The 15684-nt window shown below is 68.9% G+C and carries 11 protein-coding genes and 1 pseudogene; 9 read left to right on the top strand and 3 right to left on the bottom strand.

Going from position 1 to position 15684, the window contains the following annotated elements; genetic code table 11:
- Positions 1-124: 124 nt before the first annotated feature.
- From BGK67_RS39965 to BGK67_RS08945, 5 genes and pseudogenes are all read left to right on the top strand, one after another.
- Positions 125-1117 (top strand): annotated as a pseudogene (locus BGK67_RS39965) (homocysteine S-methyltransferase family protein); the annotation flags it as partial.
- Positions 1118-1188: 71 nt separating this feature from the next.
- Positions 1189-3741 carry a methionine synthase gene (metH, locus tag BGK67_RS08960; protein WP_244291177.1) on the top strand — a complete coding sequence of 851 codons (2553 nt, stop codon included), beginning with the start codon at positions 1189-1191 and terminating at the stop codon, positions 3739-3741.
- Between the two features lie 112 nt (positions 3742-3853).
- Positions 3854-4555, top strand: coding sequence for an HAD family hydrolase (locus BGK67_RS08955; protein ID WP_069919577.1), 702 nt, complete (start codon positions 3854-3856; stop codon positions 4553-4555).
- Between the two features lie 520 nt (positions 4556-5075).
- Entirely contained in the window at positions 5076-6680 is a 1605-nt protein-coding gene (locus BGK67_RS08950; protein WP_069919576.1) for an ABC transporter substrate-binding protein, read from the top strand.
- A gap of 71 nt (positions 6681-6751) precedes the next feature.
- Positions 6752-8335: an ABC transporter substrate-binding protein gene (locus tag BGK67_RS08945; RefSeq protein WP_069919575.1), complete on the top strand. Its 1584-nt coding sequence runs from the start codon at positions 6752-6754 to the stop codon at positions 8333-8335.
- A gap of 78 nt (positions 8336-8413) precedes the next feature.
- Here BGK67_RS08945 and BGK67_RS08940 read toward each other — a convergent pair whose 3' ends face one another.
- Both BGK67_RS08940 and BGK67_RS08935 read right to left on the bottom strand, forming a co-directional pair.
- Positions 8414-9085, bottom strand: a complete 672-nt coding sequence (locus BGK67_RS08940; protein WP_069919574.1) for a response regulator — start codon at positions 9083-9085, stop codon at positions 8414-8416.
- 64 nt (positions 9086-9149) lie between these two features.
- A complete protein-coding gene (locus BGK67_RS08935; RefSeq protein ID WP_079154093.1) occupies positions 9150-10064 on the bottom strand; it encodes a RecB family exonuclease in 915 nt (304 codons plus the stop codon).
- A gap of 68 nt (positions 10065-10132) precedes the next feature.
- Between BGK67_RS08935 and BGK67_RS08930 the strand changes: the two genes are divergently transcribed.
- From BGK67_RS08930 to BGK67_RS08920, 3 genes are all read left to right on the top strand, one after another.
- A complete protein-coding gene (locus BGK67_RS08930; RefSeq protein ID WP_432215427.1) occupies positions 10133-11428 on the top strand; it encodes a site-2 protease family protein in 1296 nt (431 codons plus the stop codon).
- Between the two features lie 18 nt (positions 11429-11446).
- On the top strand, positions 11447-12343 hold the full coding sequence (locus BGK67_RS08925; RefSeq protein ID WP_030016358.1) for a tRNA (adenine-N1)-methyltransferase: 897 nt from the start codon (positions 11447-11449) through the stop codon (positions 12341-12343).
- A 190-nt stretch (positions 12344-12533) separates the two neighbouring features.
- Positions 12534-13145 (top strand): RAD23 family protein, encoded by a 612-nt coding sequence (locus tag BGK67_RS08920; protein WP_079154092.1) that lies wholly within the window; start codon positions 12534-12536, stop codon positions 13143-13145.
- 4 nt (positions 13146-13149) lie between these two features.
- On the opposite strand, the gene BGK67_RS08915 is transcribed toward BGK67_RS08920, so the two are convergent.
- Positions 13150-13470 (bottom strand): ferredoxin, encoded by a 321-nt coding sequence (locus BGK67_RS08915; RefSeq protein WP_069919571.1) that lies wholly within the window; start codon positions 13468-13470, stop codon positions 13150-13152.
- A 264-nt stretch (positions 13471-13734) separates the two neighbouring features.
- On the opposite strand from BGK67_RS08915, the gene arc reads away from it, so the two are divergent.
- On the top strand, positions 13735-15501 hold the full coding sequence (gene arc / locus BGK67_RS08910) for a proteasome ATPase (protein ID WP_069923723.1): 1767 nt from the start codon (positions 13735-13737) through the stop codon (positions 15499-15501).
- The last annotated feature ends 183 nt before the right edge of the window (positions 15502-15684 follow it).

The following is a 15684-nucleotide window of genomic DNA, read 5'->3' as shown; positions in this document are numbered from 1 at the left end:
CGTAGTTCGACAATGCTGAACACTATCGGTCGATGCCGACTTTTTGCATGGTGAGGGGTCTCGGACGCACGTGCGGGTCGGCGCATGCGCGCCGACACACCCGAGTGGACGCCCCGCGCACAGAATGCAGTCCGCCACGTGGGACACCCTCACCGGGTCAGGTACCTCGCGGTTACCCTGGCCGCGTGCACCCTTGACACAGAGGGGGTGCAAAGCCGACAGCCGTCGCATCCCAGGGAGCTCAACCATGGCCTCGTTGCCGAACCCGCCCGCAGACACCCAGACCCGGGCCGATGCCCTCCGAGAGGCGCTCGCCACCCGCGTGGTCGTCGCCGACGGGGCGATGGGGACGATGCTCCAGGCGCAGGACCCTTCGATGGAGGACTTCCAGCAGCTGGAGGGCTGCAACGAGGTCTTGAACGTCACTCGCCCCGACATCGTGCGCACGGTGCACGAGGCGTACTTCTCGGTGGGTGTGGACTGTGTCGAGACGAACACCTTCGGTACGAACCTCGCCGCGCTGGCCGAGTACGACATCGCGGAGCGCAATTTCGAGTTGTCGCAGGCGGGTGCGCGCATCGCGCGTGAGGTGGCCGACGAGTTCACCGTCTCGACGGGGCAGCAGCGCTGGGTGCTGGGCTCGATGGGCCCGGGTACGAAGCTGCCGACGCTCGGCCACATCACGTATGACAAGATCCGCGATGCCTACCAGGTCAACGCGGAGGGCCTGCTGTCCGGTGGCGCGGACGCGCTGCTGGTGGAGACCACGCAGGACCTGCTGCAGACGAAGTCCTCGATCATCGGCGCCCGCCGGGCGATGGAGGCACTGGGCGTCACGGTTCCGCTGATCTGCTCGGTGACGGTGGAGACGACCGGCACGATGCTGCTGGGTTCGGAGATCGGCGCGGCGCTGACGGCGCTGGAGCCGCTGGGCATCGACATGATCGGCCTGAACTGCGCCACCGGGCCCGCCGAGATGAGCGAGCACCTGCGCTACCTGGCGCGGCACTCGCGTGTTGCGCTGTCCTGTATGCCGAACGCGGGCCTGCCCGTCCTGACGAAGGAGGGCGCGCACTACCCGCTGTCGGCCTCCGAACTGGCCGACGCGCAGGAGGCCTTCGTACGGGACTACGGGCTCTCGCTGGTCGGCGGCTGCTGCGGCACCACCCCGAGCACCTGCGCCAGGTCGTGGAGCGGGTTCGCGGGGCCGCGCCGGGGGCCCGCGATCCGCGTCCGGAGCCGGGGGCCGCTTCCCTGTATCAGACGGTGCCGTTCCGGCAGGACACCGCTTATATGGCGATCGGTGAGCGGACGAACGCCAACGGGTCGAAGAAGTTCCGCGAGGCGATGCTGGAAGCCCGCTGGGACGACTGTGTGGAGATGGCACGGGACCAGATCCGCGAGGGCGCGCACATGCTCGACCTGTGCGTGGACTACGTGGGCCGTGACGGTGTCGCGGACATGCGGGAGCTGGCGGGGCGTTTCGCGACGGCCTCCACGCTGCCGATCGTGCTGGACTCCACCGAGGTCCCCGTCATCCAGGCGGGTCTGGAGAAGCTCGGCGGGCGCGCCGTCATCAACTCGGTGAACTATGAGGACGGTGACGGGCCGGAGTCGCGTTTCGCGAAGGTCACCCGGCTGGCGCGGGAGCACGGTGCGGCGCTGATCGCGCTGACGATCGACGAGGAGGGCCAGGCCCGGACCGTCGAGCACAAGGTCGCCATCGCCGAGCGGCTGATCGAGGACCTGACGGGGAACTGGGGGATCCGCGAGTCGGACATCCTCATCGACACCCTGACCTTCACGATCTGCACCGGCCAGGAGGAGTCCCGCAAGGATGGCATCGCGACGATCGAGGCGATCCGCGAGCTCAAGCGCCGTCACCCGGACGTGCAGACGACGCTGGGCCTGTCGAACATCTCCTTCGGTCTGAATCCGGCCGCGCGTGTGCTGCTGAACTCGGTGTTCCTGGACGAGTGCGTCAAGGCCGGTCTGGATTCGGCGATCGTGCACGCGTCGAAGATCCTGCCGATCGCCCGGTTCGACGAGGAGCAGGTCACCACCGCCCTCGACCTGATCTACGACCGGCGGACCGAGGGCTACGACCCGCTGCAGAAGCTGATGGCGCTGTTCGAGGGCGTCAACACCAAGTCGTTGAAGGCCGGGCGTGCGGAGGAGCTCCTCGCGCTGCCGTTGGACGAGCGGTTGCAGCGGCGGATCATCGACGGGGAGAAGAACGGCCTGGAGGCCGATCTGGCCGAAGCGCTGCAGACCCGTCCGGCTCTGGAGATCGTCAACGACACCCTGCTGGAGGGGATGAAGGTCGTCGGTGAGCTGTTCGGGTCCGGTCAGATGCAGCTGCCGTTCGTGCTCCAGTCGGCCGAGGTCATGAAGACGGCGGTGGCGTATCTGGAGCCGCACATGGAGAAGACCGACGACGAGGGCAAGGGCACGATCGTGCTGGCCACCGTGCGCGGTGATGTGCATGACATCGGGAAGAACCTCGTCGACATCATCTTGACGAACAACGGCTACAACGTGGTCAACATCGGCATCAAGCAGCCGGTCTCCGCGATCTTGGAGGCCGCGCAGGAGCACAAGGCCGATGTGATCGGCATGTCGGGGCTGCTGGTGAAGTCGACCGTGATCATGAAGGAGAACCTGGAGGAGCTCAACCAGCGCAAGCTGGCCGCCGACTACCCGGTCATCCTGGGCGGCGCCGCCCTCACCCGCGCCTACGTCGAACAAGACCTCCACGAGATCTACGAAGGCGAAGTCCGCTACGCCCGCGACGCCTTCGAAGGCCTGCGCCTGATGGACGCCCTGATGCGTCAAGCGGCGTCCGGGCGCCAGCCTTCCCGAGCTCAAGCAGCGCCGCGTACCCAAGCGGGACACCCCGTCCTCCGGTCGCGAGCCGAGGAGGGCGGCCGCTCGACGTTGCCGTCGACATCCGGTGCCCGCCCCGCCGTTCTGGGGCACCCGGTGGTCAAGGGCATCCCGCTCAAGGACTACGCCTCCTGGCTCGACGAGACCGCACTGTTCAAGGGCCAGTGGGGCCTCAAGCAGGCCCGCCGCGGCGCCACGTACGAGGAGCTCGTCGAGAGCGAGGGCCGTCCGCGGCTGCGCGGCCTCCTGGAGAAGCTGCACACGGACAACCTCCTCGAGGCGGCCGTCGTCTACGGCTACTTCCCGTGCGTGTCCAAGGGCGAGGACCTGATCATCCTCGACGAGCAGGGCAACGAGCGGACCCGGTTCACCTTCCCGCGCCAGCGCCGCGGGCGCCGCCTGTGCCTCGCCGACTTCTTCCGCCCCGAGGAATCCGGCGAGACCGACGTCGTCGGCCTCCAGGTCGTCACCGTCGGTTCGAAGATCGGCGAGGCCACGGCCAAGCTGTTCGAGTCCGACTCCTACCGCGAGTACCTGGAGCTGCACGGACTCTCCGTCCAGCTGGCCGAGGCCATGGCCGAGTACTGGCACGCCCGCGTCCGCGCCGAGCTCGGGTTCGGCGGCGAGGACCCGGACAAGGTCGAGGACATGTTCGACCTCAAGTACCGCGGGGCCCGCTTCTCCCTCGGCTACGGCGCCTGCCCCGACCTCGAGGACCGGGCGAAGATCGCCGACCTCCTGCGGCCGGAGCGGATCGGCGTGCACCTGTCCGAGGAGTTCCAGCTCCACCCGGAGCAGTCCACCGACGCGATCGTGATCCACCACCCCGAAGCGAAGTATTTCAACGCACGCTGAGGCGGATCGGCGTACACTTATCGGTCCCATACAGGCCGGTCACCTGTTCCCGAGGGCATGTCCCCGCGGGCGGAGGTGACCGGCCTTCTCGTCCCCCGAGAGAGGCGTGCGCATGACCAGCACCGTTCCCGTCCCCGTGGTCCGTACGGCCGACGGGCACGCCCTCCAGGCGGTACTGCTGGACATGGACGGGACCCTCGTCGACACCGAGGGGTTCTGGTGGGAGATCGAGGAAGAGGTCTTCAGGGAGCTCGGACACCGGCTCGAGGAGTCCTGGAGGGACGTGGTCGTCGGCGGACCCATGAGCCGCAGCGCCACCTTCCTGATCGAGGCCACCGGTGCCGCCATCGGCCTCGCCGAGCTCAGCGTGCTCCTCAACGAGCGCTTCGAGGCCCGGATCGCCGACCAGGTCCCGCTGATGCCCGGCGCCGAGCGGCTGCTGAGCGAGCTGGCCCGGCACAACGTGCCCACCGCCCTCGTCTCCGCCTCGCACCGGCGCGTCATCGACCGGGTCCTGCTCGCCCTCGGCCGGGACCGCTTCACGATGACCGTCGCCGGGGACGAGGTCGCCCGTACCAAGCCGCACCCCGACCCGTACCTGCTCGCCGCCAGCACCCTGGGCGCGCACCCCTCCCGGTGCGCCGTCATCGAGGACACCGCCACCGGCGTGGCCGCCGCGGAGGCTGCCGGCTGCCGGGTCGTGGCCATCCCCTCGGTCGGCCACATCGAGGCGGCCCCCGGCCGGACGATCGTGCGCTCGCTGGAGGAGGTCGACCTGCCGTTCCTGCGGTCCCTCATCAGCCCGCTGAACTGAGCGGACCGCTGCGCGCAGGGCTGACGCACCGGTATCCCTCGCGCACGCTCTGTACCGAACAGAACGCCCGTGGGACCAAGGTCACACGAGAGAATCTTCCGTGGACCGACCCGGAGGCTGAAATTCCATCCCTTCCGGGGTCAGTTGTTCCGGGTGACGTTTGTCACCCGTCTAGCCCCCGAGACACCTGTCCGGGGGCTTCTTGGGCTTCCTTTGTGTCCGCATTGATCAGCTCCTGACCCCATCTGCGCGAACCTCCACATGGACAGCCAGTCCGCTCCCATCACCGTGCGATTACGCCCCAAGTCCGGCCAGTTCCAGCCATCCCGTCCCGGGCCACTAATGTCGAGCCGGGCACTCGCACCGCACCTCGGCGTCCTGGACACACACCCCTGTTCCGGGACGCAGTGGACCGATCGTCATACCACCGGCCCGATCGTTCCGCCCCGAACGGGCGACCGCCGCGAAGTGCCCTTTACGCCGCTTTGACCAAGTGCCGGGTACAGGGAGTTCTTCCAGCATGAACCGCAAGACCATGGTGCTGACGGCCGCGGCCGGACTGCTCACGCCCACGCTCGCCGCCTGCGGCAGCGCCAGCGGCACGGGAGCGGGATCCGGGGCGATCGTCGTCGGGACCACCGACCGGTTCGAGGCCGCCGAGCTCGCCCCCGCCCCGTTCGACCCCGCCTACGCGTACGACGCCGGCGCCTGGAACGTCCTGCGCCAGACCGTGCAGACCCTGATGCACACCCCGCGCGGCGGCGGCCAGCCCGTCCCCGAAGCGGCCTCCGACTGCCGCTTCACCGACGCCGGCAACGAGAGCTACCGCTGCACCCTGCGCCCCGGTCTGAAGTTCGCCGGCGGCGACCCGCTCACCGCCAAGGACGTCAAGTTCTCCATCGACCGGGTCCTCGCCATCAAGGACGAGAACGGCCCGTCCTCGCTGCTCTCCACCCTCGACAGCGTCGAGGCCAAGAGCGCCGACACCGTCGTCTTCCACCTGAAGACCCCGGACGCGACCTTCCCGTACAAGCTCTCCACCCCGGCCACCGGCATCGTCAGCGAGAAGCACTACGACGCCAAGAAGCTCCGCGAGGGCTTCGAAGTCGACGGTTCCGGCCCGTACACGATGAAGGCCGAGGTCAAGGACCACCACCTCGTCCGGGCCGTCTTCAGCAAGAACCCGCACTACAAGGGCGACCTCAAGCTCCAGAACGACAAGGTCGAACTGCGTGCCTTCGAGGACTCCGGCGCCATGGGCAAGGCACTCACCGACGGCAAGATCCACATGGTCTCCCGCACGCTGTCGCCCGCCCAGATCACCGACTTCGCGGCCAAGCCCCCCAAGGGCGTCAAGCTCGTCCCCATGCCCGGCCTGGAGATCCGCTACCTCGGCTTCAACACCGAGGCCCCGGTCGTCAAGGACAAGGCCGTTCGCCAGGCGCTCGCCGCCGCCGTCGACCGCGACGCCGTCATCTCCAAGGTCTACGGCAAGGCCGCGCAGCCGCTCTACTCGCTGGTCCCCACCACCGTGACCGGCCACGTCAACTCCTTCTTCAGCAAGTACGGCGAGGCCAACACCGCCAAGGCCGCCACCCTGCTGAAGGACGCCGGCATCAAGACCCCGGTCAAGCTGACGCTGCACTACACCAACGACCACTACGGCGACGGAACGGCCGCCGAGTTCCAGGCCCTCAAGACCCAGCTGAACTCCACCCAGCTGTTCGACATCACCGTCCAGGGCAGCGACTGGGCCGACTTCCGCCCCGCGCAGAAGAACGGCGACCACGCCGCCTACGGGCTCGGCTGGTTCCCCGACTACCCGGACGCCGACAACTTCCTCGCCCCGTTCCTGGAGCAGGACAACTTCCTGGGCACGCCGTACGCCAACAGCGCGGTGCGCACCAGGCTCATCCCCGAATCCCGGCGCGCCGTCGACCGCAGCGTCGCCGTCCCCGCGATCACGGAGATGCAGGACATCGTCGCCGAGGACGTACCCGTCCTGCCCCTGTGGCAGGGCAAGCAGTACGTCGCCGCACGCGACGGGATCACCGGAGTGGAGTGGTCGGTCAACGCCATCTCCGACCTCCAGCTGTGGGAGCTCGGCCGCGGCGTAAGCGGCTGACAACGGCAACGACCGGCAGCGGGTGTCGCGGGCCGGAGCAACGAGACAGTTCGACTGTGAAGGACGTATCCGTGAATCGACGTAACCAATGGCTGGCGGCCCCGCTCGGCGCAGCCACCGCCGCCGCGCTGCTCAGCGGTTGCGGTTCGACCGATGGCTCCAACGCCGGCAGCGGCAAGGGCGTGGTCATGGGCATATCCGACAAGGTGAAGTCCACCGACCCCGCCTCGGGCTACGACCCGGGCTCCTGGCTGCTCTTCAACAACGTCTTCCAGTCACTGCTGAGCTTCCCCAAGGGCGGCACCACCCCCGAGCCCGACGCCGCCGAGAGCTGCGGTTTCGAGGGCGGCGACAGCAAGCAGTACAAGTGCGTCCTGCGCCCCGGCCTGAAGTTCAGCAACGGCCACGCCCTCACCTCGAAGGACGTCAAGTTCTCCTTCGAGCGCACCCTGAAGATCAACGACGAGAACGGCCCGGCCGTGCTCCTCGGCTCGATCGCCGGCATCGACGCGCCCGACGACCGCACCGTCGTCTTCCGCCTCAAGACGTCCGACGCGACCTTCCCCAGCAAGATCGCCTCCGGCGCCGGCTCCATCGTCGACCACAGCGAGTACCCGGCCGACAAGCTGCGCACCGACAACAAGGCCGTCGGCTCCGGCGTCTACAAGCTGGACTCGTACAACGACAAGAGCGCGAGCTTCTCGGTCAACGAGAAGTACACCGGCAAGGCCAAGGCCAAGAACACCGGCGTCACCCTGAAGTTCTTCAACGGCGACCAGGCCGGCCTCAAGTCGGTCCTGGAGAGCGGCGACGTGGACTTCGCCTTCCGCGGCCTGGCCGCCAAGGACGTCGCCGCCCTCGCCTCGGTCAAGACCGGCGACAACAAGATCGACGTCGTTCAGGGCGCCGGCGCCGAGGTCGAGCACATGGTCTTCAACGTCAACGACCCCGTCGTCGGCAAGCTGCCCGTGCGCAAGGCCATCGCCTACCTCGTCGACCGCGAGGCACTCGTCAGGGACGTGTACGCGGGCACCGCCACGCCGCTGTACTCCATCGTCCCGGCCGGCATCGCCGGACACACCACGCCGTTCTTCGACCGCTACGGCGGCAGCCCCCAGCCCGAGAAGGCCAAGGCCGTCCTCAAGGCCGCCGGCATCAACGGCAAGGTGAAGGTCACCCTCTACTCCACCCCCTCCCGCTACGGCCCCTCCACCGACCAGCAGTTCGAGGTCATCGCCAAGCAGCTCAACGACAGCGGCCTGTTCGAGGCCGAGATGAAGTCCGTCGAGTACGAGCAGTACGAGAAGGACATCCAGGACGGCAAGTACGGCATCTACGTGAAGGGCTGGGTCCCGGACTACCCGGACGCCGACAACTTCACCCAGCCGTTCTTCGGCCCCGGCAACGTCCTCGGCAACAACTACGACAACAAGGAGATCAGCGGGACGATCCTCCCGGCGACCTCCGCGAAGTCCGACCGCACCGCGGCCAACACGGACTACGACCGGCTCCAGGACATCGTCGCCGACGAGATCCCGATCCTCCCGCTCTGGCAGGGCAAGCAGTACGCCGTCACCCGCCAGAACGTGACCGGCCTGCAGTGGTCCCTCGACGCCTCGACCGTCTTCCGCTTCTGGGAGATCAGCAAGGGCTGACCCGGCCCCCCGGGCCACGCACGAACGGGCCGGCAACCGCACCACGTGGTCGCCGGCCCGTTCGAGCGAGCCCTCCGGCTACTGCGCGCCGGGGCGCACCAGCCCGCTCTCGTACGCGTACACCGCCGCCTGGACCCGGTCGCGCAGGCCCAGCTTCGTCAGCACGTGCCCCACGTGCGTCTTGACCGTGGTCTCGCTCACGAACAGGTCCGCCGCGATCTCCGCGTTCGACAGGCCGCGGGCCACCAGCTTCAACACCTCGACCTCGCGCTCGGTCAGCGTCCCCAGCGCGTTCGGCAGGCTCTCCTCACCCGAGGGCAGGTGCCCCGCGTACTTGTCCAGCAGCCGCCGCGTGATGCTCGGCGCGAGCATCGCCTCGCCCGCCGCCACCACCCGGATCGCCTGCACCAGCTCGTGGGCCGGCGCGTCCTTCAACAGGAAGCCGCTGGCCCCCGCCCGCAGCGCCTCCACCACGTACTCGTCCAGGTCGAACGTGGTCAGCACGAGCACCTTCGCCGGCCCGTCCCGGCCCGGACCGGTGATCTGCCGGGTCGCCTCCACCCCGTCCATGCGCGGCATCCGGATGTCCATCAGCACCACGTCCGGCTGCAACGCACGCACCTGGTCCAGCGCCTGCAGACCGTCCCCGGCCTCGCCGACCACCGCCAGGTCCCCCTCGGCCTCCAGGATCATCCGGAAACCGGTGCGCAGCAGGGGCTGGTCGTCGACCAGCAGGACGCGGATCGCCACGGGGTCTACCTCTATTCGTCGGACGGCTTCGGCGGACCCCGCCCATTGTGCCCTGAGGGAACGATCAGGAATCCGCCGGGAGCTCCTGCGCCCCGGCCCGCGGCGGGGGCACCTCCCCGAGGGGGCCGGGGGAGACCGCCAGCGGATAGACCGGGGGAGTCCCCCCGAACTCCGGACACACGGCCCGGTGATCACACCAGCCGCACAGCTTCGTCGGCCGCGGCCGCCACTCGCCCGTCTCCGTCGCCTCCCGGATCGCCTCCCACAGCGCGAGCAGCTTGCGCTCCACCCGCTCCAGGTCCGCGACCACCGGGTCGTACGTCAGCACGTCCCCACTGCCCAGGTACACCAGCTGCAGCCGCCGCGGCACCACCTGCTTCAGCCGCCACACCACCAGCGCGTAGAACTTCATCTGGAACAGGGCGCCCTCCGCGTACTCCGGCCGCGGCGCCTTGCCCGTCTTGTAGTCGACGATCCGCACCTCGCCCGTCGGCGCGACGTCCACCCGGTCGATGATCCCGCGCAGCCGCAGCCCCGACTCCAGCTCCGTCTCCACGAAGAACTCCCGCTCCACCGGCTCCAGCCGCGTCGGGTCCTCCAGCGTGAACCACCGGTCCACCAGCGCCTCGGCCTCCGTCAGCCACCGCGCCAGCTCCGCCCCCTCGTCACCCTGCGCGAACAGCTCGCCCAGCTCCGGCTTCGCCTCCAGCAGCCGGTCCCACTGCCCCGGGATCAACGCCTTCGCCCGCGGCGCCGTCCGCTCCTGCGCCGGATGGTCGAAAAGCCGCTCCAGCACCGCATGCACCAGCGTCCCGCGGGTAGCCGCCGCACTCGGCTTCTCCGGCAGCTTGTCGATCACCCGGAACCGGTACAGCAGCGGGCACTGCATGAAATCGCTCGCCCGCGAAGGGGAGAGCGAAGTGGGCCCTACGGCGCCAGGCGCCACCTCGGCCGGACCGTCACCGGAGCTCGTCGTCATGCACAAAACCCTACGACCCGCAGCCGACAGCACACGCATACCATCGACGCAAAGGCCCCTCGCACTGCATGATCGAGGCACCACACCGCGCCACAGGACGACGCGAGCCGCCCGCAAACACCTCCCCGGACCCGCTCCGAGCCCCCCCAGAACGAAGGACCGACGTGGCAGACACCGACGAAACCGGCGAGCGCGCTGGACGGCGCTCCGGACCGGGCGGCGGACTCCTCATGGGCCGCCCCTTCGGCGTACCCGTCTACGTCTCGCCCAGCTGGTTCCTCGTCGCCGCCCTCATCACCTGGGTCTTCGGCGACCAGCTCGACCGCATCCTCCCCGACCTCGGCCCCGTCCGCTACCTCGTCTCCCTCTTCTTCGCGGTCGCCTTCTACGCCTCCGTCCTCGTCCACGAACTGGCCCACACCGTCGCCGCGCTCCGCTTCAAACTCCCCGTGCGCCGCATCCAGCTCCAGTTCTTCGGCGGAGTCTCCGAGATCGAGAAGGAATCCGAGACCCCCGGCCGCGAATTCGTCCTCGCCTTCGTCGGCCCCCTGCTCTCCCTCCTCCTCGCCGGAGCCTTCTACCTCGGCATGCAGGCCGTCGACCCCGCCACCGTCCCCGGCGTCCTCCTCGCCGGCCTGATGATCTCCAACCTGCTCGTCGCCGCCTTCAACCTGCTCCCCGGTCTCCCCCTCGACGGCGGCCGCATGCTCCGCGCCGTCATCTGGGGCATCACCGGCAAGCCCATGGCCGGCACCATCGCCGCCGCCTGGATCGGCCGCGCCCTCGCCGTCGCCGTCCTCCTCGGCCTGCCGCTCCTCACCCACACCGGCCTCGTCGGCAACCGCACCGCCGACATCGGCGGCATCGAGACCGTCATGGACGCCCTGCTCGCCGCCATCCTCGCCGCCATCATCTGGACCGGCGCCGGCAACAGCCTGCGCATGGCCCGCCTGCGCGAACACCTCCCGGAACTGCGCGCCCGCACCCTCACCCGCCGCGCCATCCCCGTCGAAAGCGCCACCCCCCTCTCCGAGGCCCTGCGCCGCGCCACCGAAGCCGGCGCCCGCGCCCTCGTCGTCGTCGACGGCCACGGGGACCCCACCGCGATCGTCCGCGAGACCGCCATCGCCTCCGTCCCCGAGCACCGCCGCCCCTGGGTCGCCGTCAGCGGCCTCGCCCAGGACCTCACCGACGGCATGAAGGTCTCCGCGGACCTCACCGGCGAAGCCCTCCTCGACCACCTGCGCACCACCCCCGCCACCGAGTACCTGGTCGTCGAACCCACCGGCGAGATCTACGGCGTCCTCTCCACCACGGACGTCGAGAGGGCCTTCGTGAAGGCCATGGCGCGGCCCCAGTCCTGAAGCCAATACACTGGTCACATGTCCGAACCGACCGGTGCCGCCCGCCGACGCGGGCCCTTCGAGGTCGGGGACCAGGTTCAGCTCACCGACCCCAAGGGCCGCCACTACACGTTCACGCTCGAAGCAGGGAAGAATTTCCACACCCACAAGGGTTCCTTCCCGCACGACGAGCTGATCGGTGCTCCCGAAGGCAGTGTTGTCCGCACCACGGGGAACGTCGCGTACCTCGCGCTGCGCCCCCTGCTCCCCGACTATGTCCTGTCCATGCCCCGCGGCGCCGCCGTGGTCTACCCCAAGGACGCGGGCCAGATCCTGGCCTTCGCCGACATCTTCCCCGGCGCCCGCGTCGTGGAAGCAGGCGTGGGCTCCGGCTCCCTGAGCAGCTTCCTGCTGCGCGCCATCGGCGACCAGGGCATGCTCCACAGCTACGAGCGCCGCGCGGACTTCGCCGAGATCGCCACGGCCAACGTCGAGCGCTACTTCGGCGGCCCGCACCCCGCGTGGCAGCTGACCGTGGGCGACCTCCAGGACAACCTGTCCGACACCGACGTCGACCGCGTCATCCTCGACATGCTCGCCCCCTGGGAGTGCCTCGAGGCCGTCTCCAAGGCACTGGTCCCCGGCGGCATCCTCTGCTGCTACGTGGCCACCACCACCCAGCTGTCCAAGACCGTCGAGTCCATCCGCGAGATCGGCTGCTTCGCCGAACCGCAGCCGTGGGAATCGATGATCCGCAACTGGCACGTCGAGGGCCTCGCCGTCCGCCCCGACCACCGCATGATCGGCCACACCGGCTTCCTCGTGACCGCCCGCCGCCTCGCGGACGGCGTCGAGCCCCCGATGCGCCGCCGCCGCCCCGCCAAGGGCGCCTACGGCGAGGACTACGACGGCCCCGGCAGCGACCGCTCCGCGTAGACCCGCCGGCCCCGGCGCGGCCAACCCAACACGAAGGCGCCGCGGCGCAGTTCCCCCGACCGTCCGGGAACTGCGCCGCAGCGCCTTTTCGTTGTTCCGGGTGACGTCACCGGACCCGCCCGTTCCACCCCGGTGTGAGGTGTGGCACGATGCTGGCTCCCCGTCACCCTTCGCACAGGAGACACCCCGCGTGCTGCACAGCCCCGCAGAGCTGGAGCCGACCCCGGAATCCCTGGCGCACAGCCACGCCAGGCCCCTCCACTGGCTCGCCACGGCCACCGCCATGGCCGCCGTCATAGCCACCGCGGGACTCGTGCAACCGGCCACCGGCACCCCGGCGGCCCCCACGGACCCCGCCCCGAACAGCCCCCAGGCCACCGCCCCCGACGCCGCCGCGGTCAGCTACCCGCTCGACTGCAAGGGCGCCCCCCAGGCCGTCACCGCCACCGCCCACGGCGACCTCGACGGCGACGGCCGCCCCGAGACCGTCGCGGCCGTCCGCTGCCAGGCCGGCTCCGGCACCCCGCCCCACGCGATCTACGTCCTCACCCAGGCGGCGCCCGGCAAGGACGCAACCGGGAGCGCCGGCCCCCGCCTCGTCGCCACCCTCCTCGACACCCCGCAGCGCCAGAGCGCCACCGACCTCACCGTCCGCGACGGGGTGGTCACCGCCACCCTCCTCGGCTACTCCTCGCCCGAGGTTCCGCGCTACAGCCCCGACGTGAAGAAGCTCGCCAAGTGGCGATGGACCGGCGGAAAATTCCGCCAGGAGCTGACGGACTCGACCGCCAGGAGTGTTTGAAGCGTCACTCCGCGTCCGGACCGAACACTTCCACCCTGTCCGAAACGCGCCTTACGTGAATACAGTCCCCCGGGCATTCCTTCGCCGAGTCCACCACGTCCTGCAGCAGCGTCAGCGGAACCGGCGTGCTCGCCCCCGCCTCCTGCAGCAGCTCGTCCTCCGGGCTCTTCACGTACGCCAGACCATCGATGTCCAGCTCGAACACCTCGGGCGCGTACTGCGCGCAGATCCCGTCCCCGGTGCAGAGGTCCTGGTCGATCCAGACCTCCAGCGGCTCCCCGGCCCCGCCGGTACCGCCCGTCGGAGCCTCCTGCTGCACGGTCATATCTCCTGCCGTTCCCTGCGCTCGGTGATCCATCCCGGTCACTCCTCGCGGCAAGTCGCGCGAGCTCTGACGGGTGTTGAACACTTCGACCTTACAACCGGCCGCTTTCAGATGTTCATGGGTGGGTATTTCCTTGGCGAGAGGGAGTACGCAAGGGTGAAGATCGGACACACCCCTACCGTCTTTGTGATCTAGGGGTTTCAATCACCACCAGCCCAGGTAGGGTCAGGAAGCGTCCAGCTCCCCTTGGAGGAGGTGAGGACCGTGGCAGCCCACGACGACGACATCAACCGCGGCATCCGGCCCGGGCGAGGGTCTGAGGACCCCGCCGGCCAGGTTGCCTTTCTCGAGCAGGAAATCGCCGTCCTGCGACGCAAGCTCGCCGACTCTCCGCGACACACGAGGATTCTCGAAGAGCGGATCATCGAGCTCCAGACGAATCTGGCCGGCGTCTCCGCGCAAAACGAACGACTCGCGAACACCCTCCGTGAAGCCCGCGACCAGATCGTGGCCCTCAAGGAAGAAGTCGACCGGCTCGCACAGCCGCCGGCCGGCTTCGGTGTCTTCCTGCAGGCGAACGAGGACGGCACCGTCGACATCTTCACCGGAGGCCGAAAGCTCCGCGTGAACGTCAGCCCCAGCGTCGAACCGGAAGACCTCCGGCGCGGCCAGGAAGTCATGCTCAACGAAGCGCTCAACGTGGTCGAGGCCATGGAATTCGAGCGGGCCGGGGACATCGTCACCCTCAAGGAGATCCTCGAGGACGGCGAGCGCGCCCTGGTCGTCGGGCACACCGACGAGGAAAGGGTGGTGAGGCTCGCCGAGCCGCTCCTGGACATCACCATCCGCCCCGGCGACGCCCTGCTGCTCGAACCCCGCTCCGGCTACGTCTACGAGGTCGTCCCCAAGAGCGAGGTCGAAGACCTCGTCCTCGAAGAGGTCCCCGACATCGACTACGAGAAGATCGGCGGCCTGGGCGACCAGATCGAGCTGATCCGCGACGCGGTCGAGCTCCCCTACCTCTACCCCGACCTCTTCAAGGAACACGAACTGCGGCCCCCGAAGGGCATCCTGCTCTACGGCCCGCCCGGCTGCGGCAAGACGCTCATCGCCAAGGCCGTCGCCAACTCCCTTGCCAAGAAGGTCGCCGAAGTGACCGGACAGGCAGCCGGGAAGTCCTACTTCCTGAACATCAAGGGACCCGAGCTCCTCAACAAGTACGTCGGCGAGACCGAGCGGCACATCCGCCTCGTCTTCCAGCGTGCCCGCGAGAAGGCGAGCGAGGGCACCCCCGTCATCGTCTTCTTCGACGAGATGGAATCCCTCTTCCGCACCCGCGGATCCGGCGTCAGCTCGGACGTGGAGAACACCATCGTCCCGCAGCTCCTCGCCGAGATCGACGGCGTGGAAGGCCTGGAGAACGTCATCGTCATCGGCGCATCCAACCGCGAGGACATGATCGACCCGGCCATCCTGCGCCCCGGACGCCTCGATGTGAAGATCAAGATCGAGCGCCCGGACGCCGAGGCCGCAAAGGACATCTTCGCGAAGTACCTCAAGGCCTCGCTGCCCCTGCACACGGACGACCTGTCCGAACACCAGGGCTCCACGGCCGGCACCGTCCACAGCATGATCCAGACCGTCGTCGAGCAGATGTACGCCGAAACCGAGGAGAACCGCTTCCTCGAGGTCACGTACGCCAACGGGGACAAGGAAGTCCTCTACTTCAAGGACTTCAACTCGGGCGCGATGATCCAGAACATCGTGGACCGTGCGAAGAAGATGGCCATCAAGGCCTTCCTCGAGCACAACCAGAAGGGCCTGCGCGTCTCCCACCTCCTCCAGGCATGCGTGGACGAGTTCAAGGAGAACGAGGACCTGCCCAACACCACCAACCCGGACGACTGGGCCCGGATCTCCGGAAAGAAGGGCGAGCGGATCGTATTCATCCGAACGCTCGTCACCGGAAAGCAGGGCGCCGACACCGGACGCTCCATCGACACGGTGGCAAACACCGGTCAGTACCTCTGATCGAGCGGAGCGGCTGCGGATGCCCTCCCCGGGGCATCCGCAGCCGACTGCTTTACCGGCCGATTTTCAGCCGGTGACGAGGCGAATTCAATGACGGAAATGATCTCCCCACGAGCGCGGAGTGGTTCTAGGCTCATCCGTACCGCCGGACGCGCAGTGCGGGGACGGGCACCGCACAAGCAC

The sequence above is a fragment of the Streptomyces subrutilus genome (genome assembly GCF_001746425.1).
GTDB lineage: Bacteria > Actinomycetota > Actinomycetes > Streptomycetales > Streptomycetaceae > Streptomyces > Streptomyces subrutilus_A.
This window is presented reverse-complemented; position numbering and strand designations above follow the sequence as displayed.

Excerpts from the sequence above, each read along its gene's own strand:
- BGK67_RS08955 (WP_069919577.1), top strand. The coding sequence starts at position 3,854 with ATGACCAGCACCGTTCCCGTCCCCGTGGTCCGTACGGCCGACGGGCAC.
- BGK67_RS08950 (WP_069919576.1), top strand. The coding sequence starts at position 5,076 with ATGAACCGCAAGACCATGGTGCTGACGGCCGCGGCCGGACTGCTCACG.
- BGK67_RS08935 (WP_079154093.1), bottom strand. The coding sequence starts at position 10,064 with ATGACGACGAGCTCCGGTGACGGTCCGGCCGAGGTGGCGCCTGGCGCC.
- BGK67_RS08925 (WP_030016358.1), top strand. The coding sequence starts at position 11,447 with ATGTCCGAACCGACCGGTGCCGCCCGCCGACGCGGGCCCTTCGAGGTC.
- BGK67_RS08915 (WP_069919571.1), bottom strand. The coding sequence starts at position 13,470 with ATGACCGTGCAGCAGGAGGCTCCGACGGGCGGTACCGGCGGGGCCGGG.
- BGK67_RS08930 (WP_432215427.1), top strand. The coding sequence starts at position 10,133 with ATGATCGAGGCACCACACCGCGCCACAGGACGACGCGAGCCGCCCGCA.